Source organism: Dankookia sp. P2 (genome assembly GCF_050632255.1).
GTDB lineage: Bacteria > Pseudomonadota > Alphaproteobacteria > Acetobacterales > Acetobacteraceae > Paracraurococcus.
On sequence record NZ_CP192581.1, the window covers coordinates 2,324,748 to 2,345,780 of the forward strand.

General features: G+C 69.7%; 19 protein-coding genes and 9 pseudogenes. 2 read left to right on the forward strand and 26 right to left on the reverse strand.

Annotation, left to right across the window (positions count from 1 at the left end):
- The 13 genes and pseudogenes from ACQ86J_RS13880 to ACQ86J_RS13940 all read right to left on the reverse strand — a co-directional run bounded on the left by ACQ86J_RS13880 (position 1) and on the right by ACQ86J_RS13940 (position 7,202).
- The gene (locus ACQ86J_RS13880; RefSeq protein WP_431272399.1) at positions 1–702 is read right to left on the reverse strand and encodes an SURF1 family protein; all 702 of its coding nucleotides are present in this window, start codon (positions 700–702) and stop codon (positions 1–3) included.
- Positions 699–842, reverse strand: coding sequence for a DUF983 domain-containing protein (locus ACQ86J_RS13885; protein ID WP_431272400.1), 144 nt, complete (start codon positions 840–842; stop codon positions 699–701). The genes ACQ86J_RS13880 and ACQ86J_RS13885 overlap by 4 nt, the downstream gene beginning before the upstream one ends.
- Before the next feature lie 58 nt (positions 843–900).
- A pseudogene (locus tag ACQ86J_RS13890) lies at positions 901–1,302 on the reverse strand (DUF983 domain-containing protein); the annotation flags it as partial.
- 19 nt (positions 1,303–1,321) lie between these two features.
- Positions 1,322–1,911: pseudogene (locus ACQ86J_RS13895) on the reverse strand (cytochrome c oxidase subunit 3); the annotation flags it as partial.
- A 115-nt stretch (positions 1,912–2,026) separates the two neighbouring features.
- On the reverse strand, positions 2,027–2,506 hold the full coding sequence (locus ACQ86J_RS13900) for a cytochrome c oxidase assembly protein (RefSeq protein ID WP_431271560.1): 480 nt from the start codon (positions 2,504–2,506) through the stop codon (positions 2,027–2,029).
- Between the two features lie 201 nt (positions 2,507–2,707).
- A complete protein-coding gene (locus ACQ86J_RS13905; protein WP_431271561.1) occupies positions 2,708–3,034 on the reverse strand; it encodes a hypothetical protein in 327 nt (108 codons plus the stop codon).
- Between the two features lie 53 nt (positions 3,035–3,087).
- Positions 3,088–3,705 (reverse strand): heme o synthase, encoded by a 618-nt coding sequence (gene cyoE, locus ACQ86J_RS13910; protein WP_431271562.1) that lies wholly within the window; start codon positions 3,703–3,705, stop codon positions 3,088–3,090.
- 8 nt (positions 3,706–3,713) lie between these two features.
- Positions 3,714–4,472, reverse strand: coding sequence for a cbb3-type cytochrome c oxidase subunit I (locus tag ACQ86J_RS13915; RefSeq protein ID WP_431271563.1), 759 nt, complete (start codon positions 4,470–4,472; stop codon positions 3,714–3,716).
- Between the two features lie 171 nt (positions 4,473–4,643).
- Entirely contained in the window at positions 4,644–4,826 is a 183-nt protein-coding gene (locus ACQ86J_RS13920; protein WP_431271564.1) for a cbb3-type cytochrome c oxidase subunit I, read from the reverse strand.
- Entirely contained in the window at positions 4,823–5,263 is a 441-nt protein-coding gene (locus ACQ86J_RS13925) for a cbb3-type cytochrome c oxidase subunit I (RefSeq protein WP_431271565.1), read from the reverse strand. The genes ACQ86J_RS13920 and ACQ86J_RS13925 overlap by 4 nt, the downstream gene beginning before the upstream one ends.
- Positions 5,264–5,350: 87 nt before the next feature.
- A complete protein-coding gene (locus ACQ86J_RS13930) occupies positions 5,351–5,521 on the reverse strand; it encodes a hypothetical protein (RefSeq protein ID WP_431271566.1) in 171 nt (56 codons plus the stop codon).
- Between the two features lie 21 nt (positions 5,522–5,542).
- A complete protein-coding gene (locus ACQ86J_RS13935) occupies positions 5,543–6,313 on the reverse strand; it encodes a cytochrome c oxidase subunit II transmembrane domain-containing protein (RefSeq protein ID WP_431271567.1) in 771 nt (256 codons plus the stop codon).
- 229 nt (positions 6,314–6,542) lie between these two features.
- Positions 6,543–7,202: a metalloregulator ArsR/SmtB family transcription factor gene (locus ACQ86J_RS13940; RefSeq protein WP_431271568.1), complete on the reverse strand. Its 660-nt coding sequence runs from the start codon at positions 7,200–7,202 to the stop codon at positions 6,543–6,545.
- A gap of 179 nt (positions 7,203–7,381) precedes the next feature.
- Between ACQ86J_RS13940 and ACQ86J_RS13945 the strand changes: the two are divergent.
- Positions 7,382–8,559, forward strand: a pseudogene (locus ACQ86J_RS13945) (Nramp family divalent metal transporter).
- 32 nt (positions 8,560–8,591) lie between these two features.
- The gene (locus tag ACQ86J_RS13950) at positions 8,592–9,209 is read left to right on the forward strand and encodes a hypothetical protein (RefSeq protein WP_431271569.1); all 618 of its coding nucleotides are present in this window, start codon (positions 8,592–8,594) and stop codon (positions 9,207–9,209) included.
- A 66-nt stretch (positions 9,210–9,275) separates the two neighbouring features.
- Here the strand turns inward: ACQ86J_RS13950 and ACQ86J_RS13955 are convergent.
- The 13 genes and pseudogenes from ACQ86J_RS13955 to ACQ86J_RS14015 all read right to left on the reverse strand — a co-directional run bounded on the left by ACQ86J_RS13955 (position 9,276) and on the right by ACQ86J_RS14015 (position 20,946).
- Positions 9,276–9,913 (reverse strand): annotated as a pseudogene (locus tag ACQ86J_RS13955) (class I SAM-dependent methyltransferase).
- Positions 9,914–9,957: 44 nt separating this feature from the next.
- Positions 9,958–10,899: a DMT family transporter gene (locus tag ACQ86J_RS13960; protein WP_431271570.1), complete on the reverse strand. Its 942-nt coding sequence runs from the start codon at positions 10,897–10,899 to the stop codon at positions 9,958–9,960.
- 116 nt (positions 10,900–11,015) lie between these two features.
- A pseudogene (locus ACQ86J_RS13965) lies at positions 11,016–11,538 on the reverse strand (GcrA family cell cycle regulator).
- Positions 11,539–11,762: 224 nt separating this feature from the next.
- Positions 11,763–13,364, reverse strand: a complete 1,602-nt coding sequence (locus ACQ86J_RS13970) for an ABC transporter substrate-binding protein (protein WP_431271571.1) — start codon at positions 13,362–13,364, stop codon at positions 11,763–11,765.
- 661 nt (positions 13,365–14,025) lie between these two features.
- Complete coding sequence (locus ACQ86J_RS13975; protein ID WP_431272401.1) at positions 14,026–14,526, reverse strand: ABC transporter substrate-binding protein; 501 nt, start codon at positions 14,524–14,526, stop codon at positions 14,026–14,028.
- 10 nt (positions 14,527–14,536) lie between these two features.
- Positions 14,537–14,995 (reverse strand): annotated as a pseudogene (locus tag ACQ86J_RS13980) (ABC transporter substrate-binding protein); the annotation flags it as partial.
- Positions 14,996–15,157: 162 nt separating this feature from the next.
- Entirely contained in the window at positions 15,158–15,904 is a 747-nt protein-coding gene (locus ACQ86J_RS13985; RefSeq protein WP_431271572.1) for an alpha/beta hydrolase, read from the reverse strand.
- A 178-nt stretch (positions 15,905–16,082) separates the two neighbouring features.
- A pseudogene (locus ACQ86J_RS13990) lies at positions 16,083–16,796 on the reverse strand (hypothetical protein); the annotation flags it as partial.
- A 174-nt stretch (positions 16,797–16,970) separates the two neighbouring features.
- Positions 16,971–17,456 (reverse strand): AMP-binding enzyme, encoded by a 486-nt coding sequence (locus ACQ86J_RS13995; RefSeq protein ID WP_431271573.1) that lies wholly within the window; start codon positions 17,454–17,456, stop codon positions 16,971–16,973.
- Positions 17,453–18,079: an AMP-binding protein gene (locus ACQ86J_RS14000; protein WP_431272402.1), complete on the reverse strand. Its 627-nt coding sequence runs from the start codon at positions 18,077–18,079 to the stop codon at positions 17,453–17,455. Before ACQ86J_RS14000 ends, ACQ86J_RS13995 begins: the two co-directional genes overlap by 4 nt.
- Positions 18,080–18,279: 200 nt before the next feature.
- Positions 18,280–18,684 (reverse strand): annotated as a pseudogene (locus ACQ86J_RS14005) (AMP-binding protein); the annotation flags it as partial.
- Positions 18,603–19,022 carry a hypothetical protein gene (locus ACQ86J_RS14010; protein ID WP_431271574.1) on the reverse strand — a complete coding sequence of 140 codons (420 nt, stop codon included), beginning with the start codon at positions 19,020–19,022 and terminating at the stop codon, positions 18,603–18,605. The pseudogene ACQ86J_RS14005 and the gene ACQ86J_RS14010, both read right to left, overlap by 82 nt.
- A 290-nt stretch (positions 19,023–19,312) precedes the next feature.
- Positions 19,313–20,946, reverse strand: a pseudogene (locus ACQ86J_RS14015) (GMC family oxidoreductase).
- Between the last annotated feature and the right edge of the window lie 87 nt (positions 20,947–21,033).

Consider the following 21,033-nt stretch of genomic DNA (forward strand, 5'->3'; position numbering starts at 1 on the left):
CTACGGGCCGGGCCGCGCCGGCGGCGAGGCGGGCTGCCGCTTCCGCAGCATGAAGGCCACCACCACGCCCACCAGCGCCGCGGCCAGCCCGTACCAGGTGATGGCATAGCCGAGATGCGGGTTGTTCGGCCGCGGCAGGGTGGCCGGCGCCGCCGGCAGCTGCGTCGCCGGCGTCCCGGGCAGGGCCAGCGCCACCAGGCCGAAGGGCGCCGGCGGCGGCAGGTCCAGCGCCCGGCCGATCGCCGCGGTGTCGAGGATGTAGAAGCGCCGCCCCGCGGGGTCGTCCTTCGGGCTGTTCCAGTCGCGCTCGTCGCCCGGGCGGACATAGCCGGTCACCGCGACCTCCCCCGGGCGATCCACCGCGCGGTCGCGCTCCATCGGCACCCAGCCGCGGTCGACCAGCAGCGGCGGCGCACCGTCGCGCAGCAGCGGCACCAGCAGGTGGGCGCCGAGCGTGGTGCCGCGCACCTCGAGCCCGAGCAGCGCCTCCCGCCCATGGTCGAAGCGGCCGGTGGCGACGACCTTGGTGTAGGGGGCGGGCGCGGCGCCGAGCGGAACCGGCGGCGCGGCCTCGGACGCCGTAATCGTCGCCAGCATCTCGGTCTTCCAGGCGAGACGCCGCACCTGCCAGGTGCCGAGCGCCAGCAGCACGGCCAGCACCGGCAGGGCGACCAGCACCGGCGCCCAACGCCTGAGGCTCATGGGGCGGAGGCGCGCAGGCGGTGGCGGTACTGCAGCGCGACCAGCAGCGCCTTGGCGATCCGCATCACCGCCAACGACAACACCAGGATCACCACCGGCCAGACCAGCGCATGCACCCAGAGCGAGGGCTGGTACTTCACGTCCCACCACCAGCGCCATGATCACCACCAGCGCGCCGACGATGAAGATGCCGGCCATCGCCGGCCCATCCCCGGAGTCATGCGCGCGGAGGTCGAGGCCACAGGCCGGGCAGGACTCCCGCACCGTCAGCAGGCCGGCAAACAAGGGGCCGCTGCCGCAACGCGGACAGCGGCCCAGCAGCGCGACCGGCTGCCACGCGGCGCCGGTCCGGTGGGGTCCTGCATCGGTGCTGAGGCGATCTCGCCGGCGCCGAGGAAGTAGATGCAGACGAAGAGGAACAGCCACACCACGTCGACGAAGTGCCAGTACCAGGCCGCTGCCTCGAAGCCGAAGTGCCGCTGCGGGGTGAAGCCGCCGCGCAGCGCGCAGCAGGCAGACGATCAGGAAGGTGGTGCCGACGATCACGTGGAAGCCGTGGAAGCCGGGTGGCCAGGAAGAAGACGGACGGATAGACGCCACCGGTGAAGTGGAACGGCGCCTCGGCGTATTCGATCGCCTGGAAGGTGGTGAAGCTGAGGCCAAGCAGCACGGTCAGCGTCAGACCGGCGATCAGCCCCTTGCGGTCGCCATGGATAAGGCTGTGATGCGCCCAGGTGACCGTGCAGCCGGACAGCAGCAGGATCATGGTGTTGAGGAAGGGCAGGCCGAAGGGGTCGAAGGTCAGCACGCCCTTCGGCGGCCAGACTGCCACCGCGGCACCGGAAACATGTTCCGGGTAGAGCGCGAAGTGGAAGTAGGCCCAGAAAAGGCGACGAAGAACATGACCTCGGAGGCGATGAACAGGGTCATGCCGTAGCGCAGGCCGATCCGCACCACCGGGGTGTGCAGGCCGGGCGTCCGCGACTCGATCAGGACGTCGCGCCACCAGAAGAACATGGTCGCCAGCACGCCTGCGATGCCGAGATAGAGCATCCAGTGGATGCCGTAATGCGCAAGCAGGATGATGCCGAGCACCAGAGCGCCGCCGGCGAAGCTGCCGACGATCGGCCAGGGCGAGGGATCCACCAGGTGGTAGGGGTGCTTGTGCAGCGGGGCGGGTTCCGCCGCGATGTCAGTGGTGCTGGCCATGTCTCGTCCTGGTCCGATCTCTCAGGCGAAGCCCCGAAAGGCCCTCTCGCCGGGTGGGCACATCAATCCCGGAAGCCTCCGCCCCGATCAAGCCCGTGCGGGCCATCGGAGCAGCTCATTGGGTCGCGCCCGCGCGCGCGCCGACATGCGGCCCGGCATTGGCCAGGGCGCCGTTGCGGTCGGCATCGTCGAGGCTGCGGAAGAAACTGTAGCTGATGGTGATCGTGTGGATGTCGCGGGTGGCCGGGTCCTTTGCCATCTGCGGATCGACCCAGAAAGCCAGGGGCATGTCCACCTGCTGCCCCGGCTCCAGCGTCTGCTGCTCGAAGCAGAAGCAGGCGGTCTTGTGGAAGTAGCGGCCGACGGTGGCGGGGGTGACGTTATAGGTGGCGACGCCGGTCACCGGCGCCGCGCCGATGTTGCTCGCCTGGTAGAAAGCCACGGCCTCATCGCCCAGTCGGACCTGCAGTGGCCCTGACCGGGGGCGAAGCGCCAGGAGCAGGCCGGGCGCGGTATTGGCGTTGAAGCGGACGGTCACCGCGCGGCCGGGCGTATCCCCTGCCGCGCCGGGCGCCGCCGGGCCGCCGACCTGCACCGTGCCGCCATAGCCCGTGGCACGGCAAGAACATGTCGTAGAGCGGCACGGACGCATAGGCCAGGCCGACCATGCCGCAGACGAAGGCGCCGACACCGATGGCGGTGCGGCGGTTACGGCGGCTCAGGGTTTCGGCCGGGGTCGCGGGGCGGATCGGTTCCATGGTGCGGCAGGTGGCGGCGTGGCTTGGATCGGGCAAGGTCAGCCGCGCAAGACGCGCGCGGTGCTGATGAAGAAGAAGAGGATGACGAGCGCGATCAGCACCCCAAGCACCGCCCAGTTCTTCTGGCGGCGGCGCCGGTCGAAGGCGGCGCGCTCCTCCGGCGTCATCGGCACGATCTCAGCGGGGCTCACCCGAGGATCATCCGGTCGACGGCCAGCGCGATGAAGAGCAGGCCGAGATAGGAGAGCGAGTAGCGGAAGGCGCGCTTCGGCCGGCGCGTCGCCGGTCAGGCTGCGGCCCGCGGCATCTTGCCGGTCGCGGAAGACCAGCACGGCATGGCGGAGGAACTCGGCACCCAGCAGCACCGCGGCCGCGGCATAAAGCCAGCCGGCAAAACCCAGCAGCGCGGGCGCCAGAGTTAGCGGAAGCAGGACAAGCGTATAGACCAGGACCTGCTTGCGGGTCTCCCTTCGCGCCCATGCGTGACGGGCAGCATCGGCACGCCGACCCGCTCGTAGTCGGCATGGGCGAAAAGGCTGAGCGCCCAGAAATGCGGCGGGGTCCAGAAGAAAATGATGGCGAAGAGGATGATCGGCTCGAGCGTGATGTTGCCGGTCACCGCCGCCCAGCCGATCACCGGCGGAAAAGCGCCGGCGGCACCGCCGATGACAATGTTCTGGCTGGTCCGTCGCTTCAGCCACATGGTGTAGACGAAGACGTAGAAGCCGATCGACAGCGCCAGCAGCGCCGGCGGCCACCCAATTGGTCGCCAACCCCATGATGAGGACGGCGGCGGCGGCGAGCGCCACGCCATAGGCAAGGGCGGCCCCGGCTCAATCCGCCCGGCCGGGATGGGGCGCGTTGCGGTGCGCTTCATCCGCGCATCGATGTCGCGGTCGTACCACATGTTGATGGCGCCCGCGGCGCCGGCGCCGAGCGCGATGCAGAGCACGGCGGCGATGGCGAGCGCCGGTGCCAGATGGCCCGGCGCCACCATCAGCCCGACGATGCCGGTCAGCACGACCAGCGAGATCACCCGCGGCTTCAGCAGCGTGACCCAGTCGCGGACCTCGGACAGGTCCTGCGGGATGGCGTCCGAGGCGGAGGAGGGCGGTCACATCGCTCATGGTCGGGGTTCTGGGCCCTGAATGGACGGAACGCCATGCCCTGCGGCATGGCGTTCGGGATGATGAGGCCCGGGCGGTCGGAGCCGCCCCGGCGGACCGGCGTCGGCGGACGCGCGGCAGTTCTTCGAAGGTGTGGAAGGGCGGCGGGCTGGACACCTGCCACTCTAGGGTCGTCGCGCCTTCGCCCCAGTAGTTGGGTCGGCCAGTTGCTCCTTCGAAGTGAAGGTGCGGTAGACGACATAGAAGAACACCAGCATCGAGGCGGCCGAGGAGATAGGAGCCGAGCGACGAAACCATGTTCCAACCCCAGAATGCATCCGGGTAGTCCGGGTAGCGGCGGGGACATGCCCCGTGCACCGAGGAAGTGCTGCGGGAAGAAGATCAGGTTGGCGCCGATGAACAGCATCCAGAAGTGCACCTTGCCCCAGAACTCGGGGTACTGGTGCCCGGTCATCTTGCCAATCCAGTAGTAGAAGCCGGCGAAGATCAGAGAAGACGCGCCGAGCGACAGCACGGCGTAGTGGAAGTGCGCCACGACGTAGTAGGTGTTGTGCAGCACCACGTCGGCGCCGGCATTGGCCAGCTTCACGCCGGTGACGCCGCCCAGGGTGAACAGGAAGATGAAGCCGATCGCCCAGAGCATCGGCACCTTCAGCTGGATGGAGCCGCCCCACATGGTGGCGATCCAGAGAGAAGATCTTCACGCCCGTCGGCACCGCGATGACCATCGTCGCCGCCATGAAGTAGGCGCGCGTGTCGACGTCCATGCCGGAGGTGTACATGTGAGTGCGCCCACACGACGAAGCCGACCACGCCGATGGCGACCATGGCACAGGCCATGCCGAGGTCAGCCGAAGACCGGCTTGCGGCTGAAGGTCGAGACGATGTGGCTGATGATGCCGAAGCCCGGCAGGATCATGATGTAGACTTCGGGGTGGCCGAAGAACCAGAACAGGTGCTGGAACAGCACCGGGTCGCCGCCGCCCTCGGGCTTGAAGAAGGCCGTGCCAAAGTTGCAGTCGGTGATCAAGCATGGGTGATGACGCCGGCCAGCACCGGCACCGCCAGCAGCAGCAGGAAGGCGGTCACCAGCATCGACCACACGAACAGCGGCATCTTGTGCAGGGTCATGCCCGGCGCGCGCATGTTGAAGATGGTGGTGATGAAGTTGGCCGCGCCCATGATCGAGGACGCACCCGCCAAGTGCAGCGCGAAGGCGCCAGGTCCATCGAGGGCGCTGGGATGGAACCCGTTGGAAGAGAGCGGGGTGTAGATCGTCCAGTCCCGCGCCGGCGCCCCTCGCCGACGAAAAGCGAGGCGCCGAGCAGCATGAAGGCCGGCACCAGCAGCCATGAAGCTGATGTTGTTCATGCGCGGGAAGGCCATGTCCGGCGCGCCGATCATGATCGGCACGAACCAGTTGCCGAAGCCGCCGATCAGCGCCGGCATGACCACGAAGAACACCATAATCAGGCCATGGGCGCTGACGATGGCGTTCCAGGTCTGGCCGTCCGAGAAGAATTGCAGGCCAGGGGTTCTGCAGCCTCATCCGCATCAACGCACGGACAAAGCGACGCCGATGACGGCGGCGAAGACCGAGAAGATCAGATAGAGGGTGCCGATGTCCTTGTGGTTCGTGCTGAAGAGCCAGCGCGCCACGAAGCCAGGGGCATGGTCGTGATGGTCGTCGTGCCCGTGATGGGCGTGGTCAGTCGCGGTGGCCATGGATCCGTCCCGCCAGGAGGCTCAGATTAAGGTCAGCCGAGCCCAGGGGTTACCGGGGCAGGGCCGCAAGCTGCTGCGTTGCCGGCGCCGGCAGCGCGGCCACCGGGCGCCTCGCCGCCGTCCGCCTGGGGCGTATTTCTTTTCGCCGACTCGACCCAGGCCTGGAACTCGGCGGCTGGGATCGCCTGCACCTGGATCGGCATGAACCAGTGGTTGGTCCCACAGATCTGGTTGCACTGGCCGTAGAAAGTGCCGGCGCGGTCGGCCTTGAACCATGTCTCCAACGTCCGGCCTGGGATCGTATACTTCTGCACGCCGAGCGAGGGGACGAAGAAGCTGGCGGATCACGTCCTGGCCGGTGGTCAGCACGCGCACGGTGGCGCCCACTGGGATTACCAGCGGCTCGTCGACCGTCAGGTTCCGCAACTGGCCGTCCTTCAGGTCCTCGGTCGGGATGGGCCGGCTGTCATAAGCGAAGTTGCCGTTGTCCGGATAGGCATAGTGCCAGTACCACTGGCGCCCCTGAACGTTGATCGTCAGGTCGGCATCGCGCGCCCGGTCCTGGAAGTAGATCAGCCGGAAGGACGGAATGGCGATCACCACCAGGATGAGCACCGGGATCACCGTCCAGGCGATCTCGATCATCGTGTTGTGGCTGGTCCGCGACGGGGTCGGATTGACCGATCTGCGGAACCTGAAGACCACCACGGCCAGCAGCGCCATGACGAAGGCGGTGATGATCACGATGATCCACAGGACCAGCGTGTTGAAGTCGTGGATAGCCTCCTTCACCGGACCCGCGGCCGGCTGCAGGCCGATGCCCCAGGGCGTCGGTGCCCCAACCGAGCTGTGCGTCTCGCCGACAATCCCACCGGAAGGCGCTGCAGTCTGCGCCGAGGCCGATCCGATGACGGAGAGCGCAACGAAGAGGCCGGCGTATGCGAGCCCCGATGCCTTAGCGAACAATCGCCCGATCACACGTCGCTTCCCATTCCCGTCCGGGCAGACGACACGCGCCGCCCTATCGCATTTCCGCCGGGCCGCAGGACGGCCCGCGCGCCGTGCCACCAAGGGTGGAACGGGCGCGGCCGGACCATAAGTCCCGGCATCGCACCGCACAAGTGAGGCGCCCTCGGGGATGTAGCAAGGGCACGGCATTTTTCAGCCGGCCCCGTCGGCGCCTACATCCGCCTCGGCATCCACCTCGGCCACGTGGTCGACCATGTCCGACAGCATGGACCGGATATGCTCGTCCTCGCACCGCGTAGAAGACTTGCCGCCCGCGCCGATCCGCCTGCAGCAGCCGTGCCGCCTGCAGCAGTCGCAGGTGGTGCGAGACCAGCGAAGCGGAAATACCCAGGCGGTCAGCCATCTCCCCCACCGCCGCCGCATGGTCGAGGCAGGCGAGGATGATCTTCAGCCGCGTCGGGTCGCTCATCAGCCGGAACATCTCCGCCAACTCGACCACCTGGTCGTCGCCGATCCTCACCCGTCCGCGCATCGTCGCTGCATCCCGTTCCCCGGCCCCGCACACTTGCGCGCCCGGCAGCCCGACCACAAGCGGCCCTTGACAGGACAGGGTCCGGAGCGCAACTGCTCCGTGGAAGTTAACCCACTGAAAAACAAGGATCATCTGAACAGTTGAAGACCTGTTCAGTCGTGCCGCAAGGCGGCACCGCATGCTAACCCGGCCAGACCCACCGACGCCGTCCGTCCCGGCGGAGGCGGCGGGCTTGCCGCAGGCCGGGACGCCGAGCCTTCCCGGAGATGCACCGCAGCGTGCTGATCCCAAGCGCCGCGGGCTGGCTGCGCCGGCTGATGGCCTTCATCGGCCCGGGCTACCTGGTCGCGGTCGGCTACATGGACCCGGGCAACTGGGCGACCGCCCTCGCCGGCGGCTCGGCCTTCGGGTACACCCTGCTCAGCGTCGCGCTGTTGTCCTCGGTGATGGCGATGCTGCTGCAGGCGCTCTGCGCCCGGATCGGCATCGCCACCGGGCGGGACCTGGCCCAGCTCTGCCGCGATCGCTTCCCCGCCCGGTCAACCTGGCGCTCTGGGCACTGGCGGAGATCGCGATCTGCGCCACCGATTTGGCCGAGCTGATCGGCACCGCCATCGCCCTGCAATCGCTGTTCGGCATCCCGCTGCTGGCGGGCGTGCTGCTCACCGCACTCGACGCGCTGCTCATCCTCTGGCTGCAGCATCGCGGCGTGCGCTGGCTGGAAGCCCTGGTGGCCGGGCTGATCTTCCTGGTCTTCGGCTGCTTCGCCATCCAGCTGGCCTGGGCGCAGCCGGACTGGGCCGCGGTGCTGGAAGGCTACATCCCCAGTGCCTCGATCCTCACCAACCAGCAGCAGCTTTACATCGCCATCGGCATTCTCGGGGCCACGGTGATGCCGCACAACCTTTACCTCCATACCGCCGTGGTGCAGTCCCGGGCCTACGGCGATGGCGGCGTGGCGAAGCGGGAAGCAATCCGCTTCGCCTCGATCGACAGCACCGCCGCGCTCTGCCTCGCCCTGCTGGTCAATTCCGCCATCCTGATCACCGCTGCCGCGGTCTTCCATGCCGGTGGCCGGACCGAGGTTGCCGAGATCCAGGAAGCGTACGAGCTGCTGACGCCGATGGTCGGCACCGCCGTCGCGGCGACGCTCTTCGCCGTGGCGCTGCTTGCCTGCGGGCTGAACGCCACGGTGACGGCGACGCTGGCCGGCCAGGTGGTGATGGAGGGCTTCCTCGGGCTGCGGCTGCCGCCGGTGGTCCGCCGGCTGGTCACCCGGTTGGTGGCGATCGTGCCTGCGGTGGTCGTCACTTGGTTCTGGGGCACCTCCGGCACGGCGCAGCTGCTGATCCTGTCGCAGGTGGTGCTTTGCCTTCAACTGCCCTTCGCGGTGATCCCACTGATGCTCTTCGCCTCGGACCGGGCGCGGCTCGGCACACTGACGGCCCCGGCCTGGCAGCTGGTGCTCGGCCGGGCGGCCACGCTGGTGATCGTGGCGATGAACCTCAAGCTGTTATGGGACGTGGTGGCGGGTTGAGGCCGCGGCATCGCCGGGCGGAGACCGCGGGCATGCGCACTGCCTTCGCTGGTCTCCTGCTGCTCGTCGGCCTTGCCATGGCGCCACGCGCCCAGGGCAGCCCGGCGGAGGATCCCTGGACCGCCTGCCGCCGGGCCATCCTGGCGGCCGAGCCACGGTCCGGCCTTCCGCCTGGCCTGCTGCTGGCCATCGCCCTGGTCGAGAGCGGCCGCAGCGATCCCCGCACCGGCCGGTTCGAGCCCTGGCCCTGGTCGCTGAACGTCGAGGGCGAGGGCCGCGCCCCGCCGACGCTCGCTGCCGCCGCGGCCGAAGTCGCTACCCTGCAGGCGGCGGGACGGCGCTCGATCGATATCGGCTGCATGCAGGTCAACCTGCTGCACCATCCTGAGGCCTTCCCGGACGTTCCGACCGGCCTGCGGCCAGACGCGAACATCCGCTATGCAATCCTGTTCCTGACGTCGCTGCACGGCCGCTTCGGCAACTGGGCCGAAGCCATCGCCAACTACCATTCGGCGGACGCGGAACGGGGGCGAACTACCATCGCCGCGTGGTGCTGGCCCGGCTGGGCGCCGCCTGGGGTGCCGGTGGCGGGACGGTGCCGGTCGCCATGGCTGCGGGGCTCTGCGCACCGGGGCTGCGGCCGGTGCTGAAGATCAAGGTCCGGGCGACCCGGCCCTCCTCAACTGCCAACGGGGAAGGTAGCGGAGCCTTGGCGGTCAGGCCGGCTGTGGCACCCGCACCAGGGTGAACAGGCCGAATGGCGGGCAGGGCACGATCTCGGCCGCCATCTGCGGCTCATCCAGCAGGTCGCCGAGCGCGAAATCCGGATGCCAGCCGAGCACCCGGGACAGCGGCGCCAGGGTGCGCTCCGCCCACCAACGCAGCCCGCCCTCGGCGGCGAAGTGGTTGACGAACAGCAATTGCCCGCCCGGCCGCACCACCCGGCGCATCTCCCGCACCAGGCGGCGCGCATCAGGCACCACGGTCGCGGTAAACATCGCCACCGCAATGTCGAAACTGTCATCGGCGAAAGCCATGGATTCGGCATCCATCTCCGCCAGCCCGACCACGTTGCGCAGCCGCCGGTTGTTTACACGTTCCTTCGCCCGCAGCAGCATGTCGCGCGACAGGTCTACCCCGACCACGCGCTTGCGCGGGTCATAGAGCGGCAAGGCAAGCCCGGTACCGACGCCAACCTCAAGCACCCGCGTGCCCGGCAAGCCGTTGACAGCGGCCACCGCACGGCGCCTTCCGGGGCCGGAGACGGAACCGAACACCTCGTCATAGACGCCCGCCCAGCGGCGGTAGGCCTCCGCACCGAATCGGCGTCGAGCGCCGCGCGGGGGTGGCCCATGCGGGCGTCCTGGAGCAGCCTCGCCTCGCGAATGGGTTTGGACCTTATGTGAATACCGGGAAGTCACGGGCTAGACCACCGGGGCGGGCAAGGCAAGGCCCCATCAGGTGCGCAAGCGCCGATCCGGCCCATGGTCGGGCAGGGCCACCAGCACCCCGCCAAGGGCGATCACCGCGGCGCCGGCCGGTGTCGTCAGGTCTGGCCAGTCTGCGAAGACCAGGACCCCGGCGACTGTTGCCCAGATGAGCTGGGTATAGGACATCGGCGCCAGCAGGCTGGCTGGCGCCCGGGCGAAGGCCAACACCAGCAGCCCATGCCCGATCCCGCCGAGGCAGGCCGAGCCCGATCAGCATGCCCCATTCCAGCCCGGTCGGCGGAGTCCAGACGAAGGGCTGCACCAGGCTGGCAGCGATCGCACCGGCGAAGCCGGTATGCAGGATGGTGGTGCGCGGATCGTCGATCGCCGCCAGCTTGCGCGTCAGGATCGAATAGACCGCGAACATCGCCGCGGTGCCGAGCGGCAGGATGGCGGCCCAGTGCACCGGCTCACCGCCGGTCAGGAAGGGCGGACGCAGCGCCACCAGCACGCCGAGGAAGCCGATGCCCACCCCCGTCCAGCGGCGCGGCCCCACTCTTTCCTTCAGCCAGAGCGCGGCCAGCGCCACGGTGAAGAGCGGCGAGGCGAAGCCGATCGCGGTGCAATCCGTCAGCGGCAGATGTACCAGGGCGGAGGAGAACATCAGGTTGCTGCCAGCCAGCAGCAGGCTGCGGACGGCCTGCAGCCGCGGCGCCTTCGATCGCCAGGGCAGCCGGCCGGTGACCAGGCGGAAAAAGGCCGCGGCCGCGACCAGGCTGAAGAAGAAGCGCGCCCACATCAGCTGCGGCACGGCGAAATGCGCCGTCAGCAGCTTCAGCAGGGTGTCCATGCAGACGAAGACGGCCAGCGCGGTGAGCTGCAGCGCGACGCCGGCAAGCCGGCCGTTCATCGCGCAAAACAGGAGAGGTTCATCGCCGCAGCATCGCCGCGGTGCGGCAGATCACCAAACGCGCGCTGCGAAGCCCCGCATTGCGCGCCGGGCGTTGCTGCGATGGCCTGGCCGGCTCAGGCCGCGTCCTCTCGCCGCTCGCGCACGCGGACATAGGCGACCGAGGCATGTTCGGCGCAATAGGGCTTCACCCGGCGTCGCATTGCCCGTGCAGAAGCGGAAATCCGGCGTGCCGGGCTCGCCCAGCGGCCAGCAGCAGCTGCGCGCGGAGGCGCGCGGGAAGGGTCGCACGACCATGGCCTGCGGGGGCGGCGCGGTGACCACCGGGGCGGCGACGGGGGCCGAGGCCTCGAACCGGCGGAGCGGCGCGGCGTCCCGCACCGCCGGCGCGGCGGCCAGAGAAGGGGATGCGGCCGGGACCGCGCCGGACGGGCGGCGCGGTTGCGGCGCCGGGCGCGGGGCGGCCTCGTCTTCGGCCTCGCGGCGGATCGGGCTGGGTCGGGCTGGCAGGTTCAGGCGATGCGCCTTGCCGACGACGGCGTTCTTCGAGATGCCCATGCGGCGGCCGATCTCGGCCGTCGAATGGCCTTCCGCCCAGAAGGCACGGAGACGATCGATCGCTTCAGCCGTCCAGTCCATGTGGTGCTCCCGCCGCCCGACCCACAAGATGTGGTCACCTACTAGATACGGTAGGCCAACGCGGGCACCCGCCACAAGTTCTGGCATGCGGTTGGTACACGAAAATCTGTGGAAAACATTGTGGAGAAGACCGGTAAAATATGTACCGGAAAATACCCACGCCCCCGGCGCGTTCGAACCGGAGGGCGCGGCACCAAAGCGACCATGTCGCTATTAGTATAAGATTACTGAAGATCGACGGTCACGAGGTCCTGGAACCAGGACTGAGCCGACACGAACCCCTTGACCCGCTTCGACATCGCCCGCGGGTTCAGGTCGTGCACGATGTAGAGCCAGGGCGGATTGTCCACCAGCCGCTCATGCGCCTTGGCATAGGCGGCATTGAAGGCCGCCTCGTCCTTGGCGACTTCCAGCGCGGCAAAGGCCTCTTCGAAGGCCGGGTCGTTCCATTGGCCCCAGTTGAAGCCGTTGGGCGGCACGAAGGCCTGCAGGAAGTAGCGCGCCGCGACCGCCGGGTCCGAGGAGGGCGAGGACGGGTTGACGGAGGTCGAGCCGTTCAGGATCGGCGCGTCCGGGCTCTGGCGGATCGCGGTCAGCAGGGTGTTCCACTCCGTCACCTCGAAGGAGACCTCGACCCCGCAGGCCTCCTTCAGGTTCTGCTGCATGTATTCGTTCATCGGCAGCGGCAGCATCTGGCCCGAGCCGCTGGCCGAGATCATCACCTTGAACTTCAGCGGCTTCTGCGGCGTGAAGCCGGCCGCGGCCAGCAGTGCCTTACCCTTGGCCGGGTCAAAGGCGTAGCGGTTCTCCGGCTTGCCGAAATTGGGGTCGGAGGGCTTCAGCCAGCCGACGCTCGGCTCCGCCGTGCCGTTCAGCAGGGAGACCAGCCCGGCGCGATCCACGCAGTAGTTCAGCCCCTGGCGCACCCGCACATCCTTGAAAGGCGTGGTCGTGCCGCCGGTCTGGTAGAACCAGGGCCAGACATGCGGGTAGGAATTGGTCACCACGCTGAACCCGGCCTGCTTCAGGCTGGGGATCGCGTCCGGCGGCGGCACCTCGATCCAGTCCACCTGGCCGGAGCGCAGCGCCGCGAGGCGGGTATTCGCCTCCGGCATCGGCAGCAATAGAATGCGGTCGAGCTTCGGGATGCGCGCCTTATCCCAGTAGCCCTCGTTCTTCGCCAGTTCGGCCGAGACGCGGGGGTGAACTTGGACAGCTTGAAGGGTCCGGTGCCGGCGGGCGGTAGGGCGGCCACCTTGGCCCAGTCGCGCCCCCGCCTCGAAGCTCTGCGGGCTCGTCATCAGGATATAGACGGCCATGTAGGGGAAGTAGCTGGCGACGCGGGTGGTGCTGATCGCCACCGTCATGTCGTCCAGCTTCCTGTAGCCTGCCATGATCGGGGTGCGGGCGCGCGCGATGCCGCTGCCGGCCGGCTCGAACTGCGGGCTGTCGTTCTTCCAGTAGCGGTCGAGGTTCCAGATCACCGCATCGGCGTTGAAGTCGGTGCCGTCATGGGATTTCACGCCCGCGCGGAGCTTGAAGATCCAGGTCTTCGGGTCGGCCGGATCCTGCGCCCAGCTCTCGGCGAGGCCGGCGCGCAGCGTGGCCGGTCGGTCGGCGCGCGACAGGTCCCAGAGAACCAGCCCCTCGAAGGCGGGGTAGCCGAGAAAGCGGACGCCCTCGAAGCCATTGTTCGGCGCGCCGGTGGTGGTCGGCACGTCGGCGGCGGTCATGGCGATGCGCAGCGTCTTCTGCTGCGCGAGCGCCGGGCCGGAGGCAAGCAGCGCGGCAAGGCCGAAGCCCGCGGCGCGGTGGAGCAGGCGCATCAAGGATCCTCCCGGAACGGAACGCGCCCGAGTTAGCAAGGACTGCGCCAGGGCGGAGGACCGGCCCGGCGGCGGCGGACTGCCTCGCCCCGCCCGCCCCTGCGGCAACCTGCCCAAGCCTATTGCAGGTCCACCCGGGTCAGGTCCTGGTACCAGGACTGGGCGCTGACGAAGCCCCTCACCCGCCGCGACATGGCCCGCGGGTTTAGGTCGTGCACGATGTAAAGCCACGGCGCCCCGTCGACGAGCCGTTCATGGGCCCTGGTCAGCGCGGCAGCGATCTTCGCCGGATCGCGCTCCGTCTCGACCGATGCGAAGGCGGCGTCGAACTCGGCATCCTTCCAATGGCCGGCATTGGACCCGACCGGCGTGGCGTTGGAGGACAGAAACCAGCGGGCCATCTGCGAGGGGTCGGACGACACCAGGCTGATGTTCAGCGCATCCGCGCCGAGCCATTGCGGCGCATCGGGCGTGGCGCGCAGGCCGGCCAGCAGGGTGTTCCACTCCACCACTTGGAAACCGACCTCGACCCCGCAGTTCTCCTTCAGGCTCTGCTGCAGGAACTCGTTCATCGGCAGAGGCAGCACCTGGCCGGAGCCGGAGGTGGAGATGCCGACGGTGATCCTAAGCGGCTTCTGCGGCCCATAGCCGGCGGCGGCGATCAGCGCCTTCCCTTGGCGGCGTCCAGCCGGTAGCGGTTCTCCGGCTTGCCGAACAAGGGGTCGTCGGCCTTGTAGAAGCCGATGCTCGGCTCCGCCGTGCCGTTCAGCAGGGCCAGCATGCCGTCGCGGTCGATGCAGTAGTTCAGCGCCTGGCGCACCCGCACATCGGCCGTCGGGCTGCCCGGCTTGCCCGCGGCGAAGACCCATGGCCAGACATGCGGGTAGGAATTGGTCACCACCTGGAAGCCGCCCGCCTTGAGGCTGGGGATGGCATCCGGCGGCGGCACCTCGATCCAGTCCACCTGGCCGGAGCGCAACGCCGCAAGGCGGGTATTCGCCTCCGGCATCGGCAGCAGCAGGATGCGGTCGAGCTTCGGCCGGCGGTCGGGGTTCCAGTAGCCGTCGTTGCGCGCCAGTTCGGCCGAGACGCGCGGGACGAAGCGGCTGATTCTGGAATGGCCCGGTTCCCGCCCCTCCCGCGGTGGCCACCCTGCCCCAATCGTTGCCGGCGGCGGCGAAGCTCTGCGGGGAGGTGAAGAGAATCCAGGTCAGCAGGTAAGGCAGGTAGGAAATCGGGCGCGAGGTCTCGATCTCGACCGTGCGGTCGTCGAGCTTGCGGTAGGCCGACATGATGGAGACGCGGCCGCGCGCGAGCGCCGCGCCGGGCGCGTCGAATTGCGGGCTGTCGTTCCGGTAGAAGCGGTCGAGATTCCAGACCACGGCATCGGCGCCGAAGGCGGTGCCGTCATGGAAGGTGACGCCCTGGCGCAGGGTGAAGCGCCACTTGCGCGGGTCGGCGGCATCCTGCGCCCAGGATTCCGCCAGGCCGGGGCGGATATCGGCCGGCCGGTCGGCGCGGGTCAGGTCCCAGTCTACCAGCGGCTCGAAGACCGGGAAGCCGAGGAAGCGCATCCCCTCGGAGCCGTTGTTGGGCATGCCGGCGGTGGTCGGCACGTCGCTGGCAGTCATCGCAATGCGCAGCACCTTCTGCTGCGCCTGGGCGAAGGCCGGCAGGGTGGCCAGGGGGTGGCGAGCGTGGCGGCGAGGGCGAGGTGGCGCAGTCTCATGCAAGGCTCCGGTCCTAGGACTGTCCGGGCCTTGCAAGGATCGTGCTGCGGCGGCCGGTTTGGCTCAGCGCGCCGGGAAGGGCCTGTTGTCCTGGTCGCACCGCGTGCCCCGCGGCGGCAGCGTCCCCTCGATGATGTAGTCGGCGATGAAGGCCTGGGCGCAGCGGCTCGGGTTCAGCAGCTCCGTATGGCCGAAGCCGTCGACGGTCAGCAGGCGTCCGCGCGCCAGCTCCCGCGCCATCCGCGCGGAGCTGGCATAGGCCGTCGCCGGGTCGAAGGTATTGCCGACCACCAGCACCGGCGCGGCGGTTCGCCGGTCCCAGGGCCCGAGATAGGGATCGGCCGCCCTCGCCGTCCAGCCGACGCAATAGGCGACAAAGGGCCAGGCCGAGATCCCGGCGCGCGCGTAGCTCCGCAGCGCCTGCCCGGACGCGGCCTCCTCGGTCATCGGATTGGGGCTCTCGCCGCAGATCACCGAGAGCTGCCGCCCGGCGCTGGTGACGTAGACACCCGGGGCGGCCGCGCCGGCTGCCGCGGCCGAGGCCGCTGGCGGCGCCGCGGCTGTGGTCGCCTCGCCGGCCTCTGCGGCCTTCTGCAGGAAGTCGGCGACCGCGGCCCAGCCGGGGAAGCGGCCGAAGCCGGGCAAGGGATCGATGAGGTAGATCGAGCTCTGGACATAGACGGTGATGTCGCGGTCGTCGATCGCCTGGCTCTCGACAACCAGGCCTGATCGCGCACGCCTCCAGCAGGTCGCGCCACTTCCACCGGGTGGCCTCCGGCGAGCCGGCGGAAAAGGCGCAGGCCGTCGCATCGACCCTGCCGCATTCGTCGAGGAAGGCCCTGACCGTCGCCCGCGACCCGCGATCCGAGCCGAGCCGGATGAAGGTGCTGAGCGACAGGTCCTCGCCCGCATCCCCGGCCCAGGCCGCCGGCGCCACCGCGCCGTCGAGCACCATCGCGCGCAGCCGGTCGGGGAAGAGGTTGGCATAGGTGGCGCCGAGGAAGGTGCCGTAGGAGGTGCCGTAGTAGGTCATCCGCTCCTCGCCGACCGCCTGCCGCAGCAGGTCGAGGTCGCGGGCATTGTCGGCGGTCGAGACATGCGCGAGCAGGTCGCCGTTGCGGGCGATGCAGGCGGCGTTCAGCGCGGTGCGGGCGGCGGCGTCAGCGGCGAGCTCCTCCGGCGTGACGGCCAGGCTCTGCAACCGGGCGTCGAGGAAGGCCGCCTCCGCCTCGGCGCTGTCGAAGCACTGCACGACCGGGGTGGTGCGGCCGCCCATGCCGCGCGGGTCCCAGCTGACGATGTCGAAGCGGTCCCGCACCCGCTCGGGGAAGCCGCCGATCGCCGCCGGCAGGTACTGCGTGCCCGCGTCGCTCGGCCCGCCGGGATTCCAGAACAGCGTGCCGAGTCGCCGGGCGCCGTCGCGGGCGGATGCCTGATCACCGCCAGGCTGAACGTCCCATGGCCGGGCTTGGCGTGGTCCATCGGCACCAAGGCCGTGGCGCAAAGGAAGGCGTCTGTCGGCGCGCTGCCCGCGGGGGCGGGGGGCAGGCTTCCCAGGCCAGGGCCGGGACCGGCACGGATCGGTCCGCTTCCGCAGGAGCCAGGGGCAGCAAGACGGAGAGCGAAGCCAGCAGGACAGAGGCAAGTCGCAAGGTGCTTTCCCCCTCGGTATGTTAGAACTCTGAACCGAGGCTAGGGACATCGTTTCCGGCGATCAAGGCCGGCCCGGCACCGCATCATCCGGCAGCGCTTGGCCGGCCTGTCGCTTGTCCCGCCGGGCACGGCCACGGCCGGGGACAGCCGGGCAGGCGCTGCAACCGGGCACTCCGGGCAGGGTCGCGCCGCCCGGCAGCCGGCGCGGCGCCGCGGCGCGCGGCTACCCCGCGCTGCGATCCCGGTACTTCTGCTTCAGCTCCGCCTTCCAAAGCTTGCCGGTCGCCGTCAGCGGCAGGCTGTCAACGAATTCCACCTGGTCCGGCATCCACCACCGCGCGACCTTGCCGTCGTAATAGGCCAGGATGTCGGCCTGGGTCGGGCTGGTGCCCGGCTTCGGCACCACCAGCAGCAGCGGCCGCTCGTCCCACTTGCTGTGGTGAATGCCGATGACGGCCGCCTGCTGCACCGCCGGGTGGCCCATGATCACGTTCTCCAGCGTGATGAAGCTGATCCACTCGCCGCCCGACTTGATGACGTCCTTCGCGCGGTCGACGATCTCCATCGAGCCGAATTCGTCGAGCGTCACCACGTCGCCGGTGCGGAACCAGCCGTCCGCGGTGAAGGCTGGGTCGCCCGGGCGGTTGAAGTACTGGCTGGCGATCCAGGGGCCGCGCACCTCCAGTTCGCCGAAGGCCAGGGCCGTCATGCGGGATGTCCCTCCCTTCCCCGTCCCGCACCCGGATCTCCACGCCGAACAGTGGCTTCGCCCTGCTTGCGGCAATACTCGACGAAGCGCTCGGCATCCCAGTTCGCGGTCTGCGGCATGCGGGCGCCGGTGGTGCCGACCGGGCTGCATTCCGTCATGCCCCAGGCATGCAGGATCTCGACGCCGTATTCCTTCAGGAAGCCGGCATTGACCGGCGTCGGCAACGCGGTGCCGCCGACCGCGAGCTTCGGCGGCCGGGTGAAGCGCCGCGACGGATCGGCCCGCAGCCATTGCAGCAGCGCTGTCCAGATGGTCGGCACGCCGGCCGAGCGGGTGACCCTCTCCTCCTCGATCAGCCGGAACAGCGAGGCGGGGTCGAGCTTCGGCCCCGGCAGCACCAAGCTGCAGCCCGCCATGGCGGCGGCATAGGGCACGCCCCAGGCGTTCACGTGGAACATCGGCACGACCGGCATCACCACGTCGACGGCGGCAAGGTTGAAAACGTCCGGCGCGACCACCGACATGGCGTGCAGCACGGTGGAGCGGTGGCTGTAGAGCACGCCCTTCGGGTCGCCCGTGGTGCCAGAGGTATAGCAGAGCGAGGAGGCCGAGCGCTCGTCCAGATCGGCGCCACTCGTACTGCTCCGGCTGCCCCTCGATCAGGCTCTCCTGCGCCACCACCTCGAACCGGCCGCGCAGCGGGCAGTCCTTCGGGATGTCGGCCTCGGTCCCCATGACGACGGATGGTGCGGAGCGTGTCCGGCAGCCGGTCGGCCAGTGCTTCGGCGCCCGGCATCAGGGTGGGATCGACAAACAGGTGGGTATCGGCGGCGTCCTTCAAGATGAAGGCGATCTGGTCGGGGAAAAGCCGCGGATTGACCGTATGCAGCACCGCCCCCATCGAGGAGACGCCGTAGTAGACTTCCAGGTGGCGGTGCTCATTCCAGGCCAGCGTGGCGATGCGCTCGCCCATGCGCACGCCACGGGCGGCCAGCGCATGCGCCAGCCGAGCGGCGCGGGCGGCGACTTGCGGCCAGGTGTGGCGTACCAGCGTGCCGTCTGGCCGGGCGGAGACGATCTTCGCCCCGCCATGATTGCGCGCCGCGTGCTCGAGCACGGCGGAGATCAGCAGCGGACGGTCCTGCATCAGGCCGAGCATGGTTCGAAGCCTCCCTGGTTTGCCGTCGATATGAGGCAAGCCGGGCGGCGGCGACAAGGGCGGAGGCATTCAGGCCGGAGCCAGGACGAGGTCCAGCAGCCGCGGCCCCTCAGGCAGCCGGCCCTGTAGCATGGCGGCGAAGGCGGCATGCGGGTGGGGCAGCACCAGATGCTGGTCTGCGGGTCGCGCGGCGCCTCGCCATAGGGGCCGCCGATCGCCGCCACCAGGTCGGAATAGTCGAACCCCTCCGCGCCGCCGGCCCGGGCATTGATCCAGCGCCGGGCGCCCGCCTTCACCGCGGCGAGGAAGTCCGGGCCGATGCCGCGGGTGACAGGGTCGATGGTGATCAGCAGCTCGACCGGACGACCCTGCCGGCCAAGCGCGGCGGCGATCCGGGCCGCGGGCATTGCCGCCCCAGCTATGGCCGATGAGGCGGATGGGGCGGCCGGGCGGCTGCGCCTCGATCAGAGCGAGGGCGGCGGATTTCTGCCAGTGGAGGAAGTAGCGCACCTCGCGTGTCGCGGCGTCCGGCAGCTCGCGCAGCCAGGTCGGCGACGCGGCCGACCTTGCGCAGCGTGCCATCCGCGGCGCCGCCGATGAGGATGAGTAGGGGCCGCCGGAAAGCGGCGTCAAGGAGAGGCTCGGGCATGCGAGCGGCAGCCTAATGGCCCGCGCGCCGCCTGCCGAGCCGCCCGCCTTATTTCCCCGCCCGCAGGAAGGCTGCGGCCCGCTCACCGATCATCAGCGCCGCCGGCTGGATGTTGGAGGAGGGCACCAGCGGCATCACGCTGGCATCCGCCACGCGGAGCCCGGTCACCCCTTCAGCCGCAGCCGGCTGTCGACCGGCGCCAACGCGTCCTCTCCCATTCGCGCGGTGCCGCAGGGGTGGTAGACGGTGCCGCCGTCGCGGCGGATATGCGCCAGGATCTCCTCGTCCGAGGTGACCTTCGTGCCCGGGGTCAGCTCCTCCTCGATCAGCGCCGCGAGCGGGGCCTGCGCCGCGATCTTCCGGGCATACTTCACCCCTTCGACCATCAGCCGCTGGTCATGCGCGGCTTCCAAGTAGTTGGCGCGGATCACCGGCTTGTCGTCGGGGGAGGCACTGCGCAGCGTGATGGTGCCGCGGCTGTCCGGGCGGCACTGGCAGGCGCTGAACATGAAGCCAGGATGCCGGTCCGGCCCCTGATCGTAGGAGGTGACGGTGAAATTGACGAAGAGGTACTGCATGTCCGGCTCCTCGGCGCCGGGCAGCACGCGGGCAAAGAGGTTGGCCTCCGCCGCGCCGATCGCCATCGGCCCGCGCCGGTCGAAGGCGTAGCGCGCCGCCATCCGTAGCTTGCCGATCGGGTTGTGCCAGAACTCGTTCACCGTGCCGCAGGGCTTCACCCGGTAGCGCATGCGCTGCAGGAAATGATCCTGCAGGTTCTGCCCGACGCCCGGCGCGTGCAGCCGGGTCTCGATGCCCATCTCCTGCAAATGGGCGCCGTCGCCGATACCCGACAGCATCAGCACCTGCGGCGTGCCGATGGCCCCGGCGCTCAGCACCACCTCGCGCCGCGCCTCCCAGCGCTCGAGCCCGGCCGGGCCGCGGACGATGGCGCCGGTGCAGCGAGTGCTGTCGAAGACCAGGCGCTGGATGGTCCGCTCCGGCATGATCCGCAGGTTGGCGCGGTTGCGCGCGGGCTTGAGGAACATGTCGCCGGAATGGCTGCGCAGGCCGCCCTTTGTGTTGAGCGGCATGGGCCCGACGCCCTCGTGCCAAGCGCCGTTGAAGTCCTTGACCCGCTGGTGGCCCATCGCGCGCGCCGCGGCGACGAAGGCCGCCGCACCGGGGGAGACATGGCGGGCTTCGGAGCTGTGGATCGGCCCGTCCGTGCCGCGCTCCTCGGAGGGCTCGCCGGTCCAGGTCTCCATCCGCTTGAAGAAGGGCAGCACGTCGTCATAGCCCCAGCCGCGTGCGCCGGACTGCGCCCAGCGGTCGTAATCGCGCGGGCTGCCGCGCAGGAAGACCAGCCCGTTCACCGCGCCCGAGCCGCCCACCACCTTGCCGCGCGGCCAGTGGATGCTGCGGCCGTCGAGCCCCGGCTCGGCCTCGGTATGGAAGCGCCAGTCGTACTTGCCGCTGGCATAGAGCCGGGCGAAGCCGGCCGGGATGCGGATCCAGGGGTCGCGCCAGGCGGCTGGCCCGGCCTCGATCAGCGCGACCTGGGTCGCCGCGTCCTCGCTGAGCCGCGCGGCGATCACGCAGCCGGCCGAGCCGGCGCCGAGCACCAGCACATCCGTGGTGTGCACCGCCGCGACCTGGTCGCGCTGGATGGACCCTTCGGGCATCGCCGTTTCCTCCTCTTCCTTGCGGCGGAGGATGGCATGGGCGGGCGCGGCGGCGAAGCGCCGACCGGGGGCTTGATCGCCGCGCCG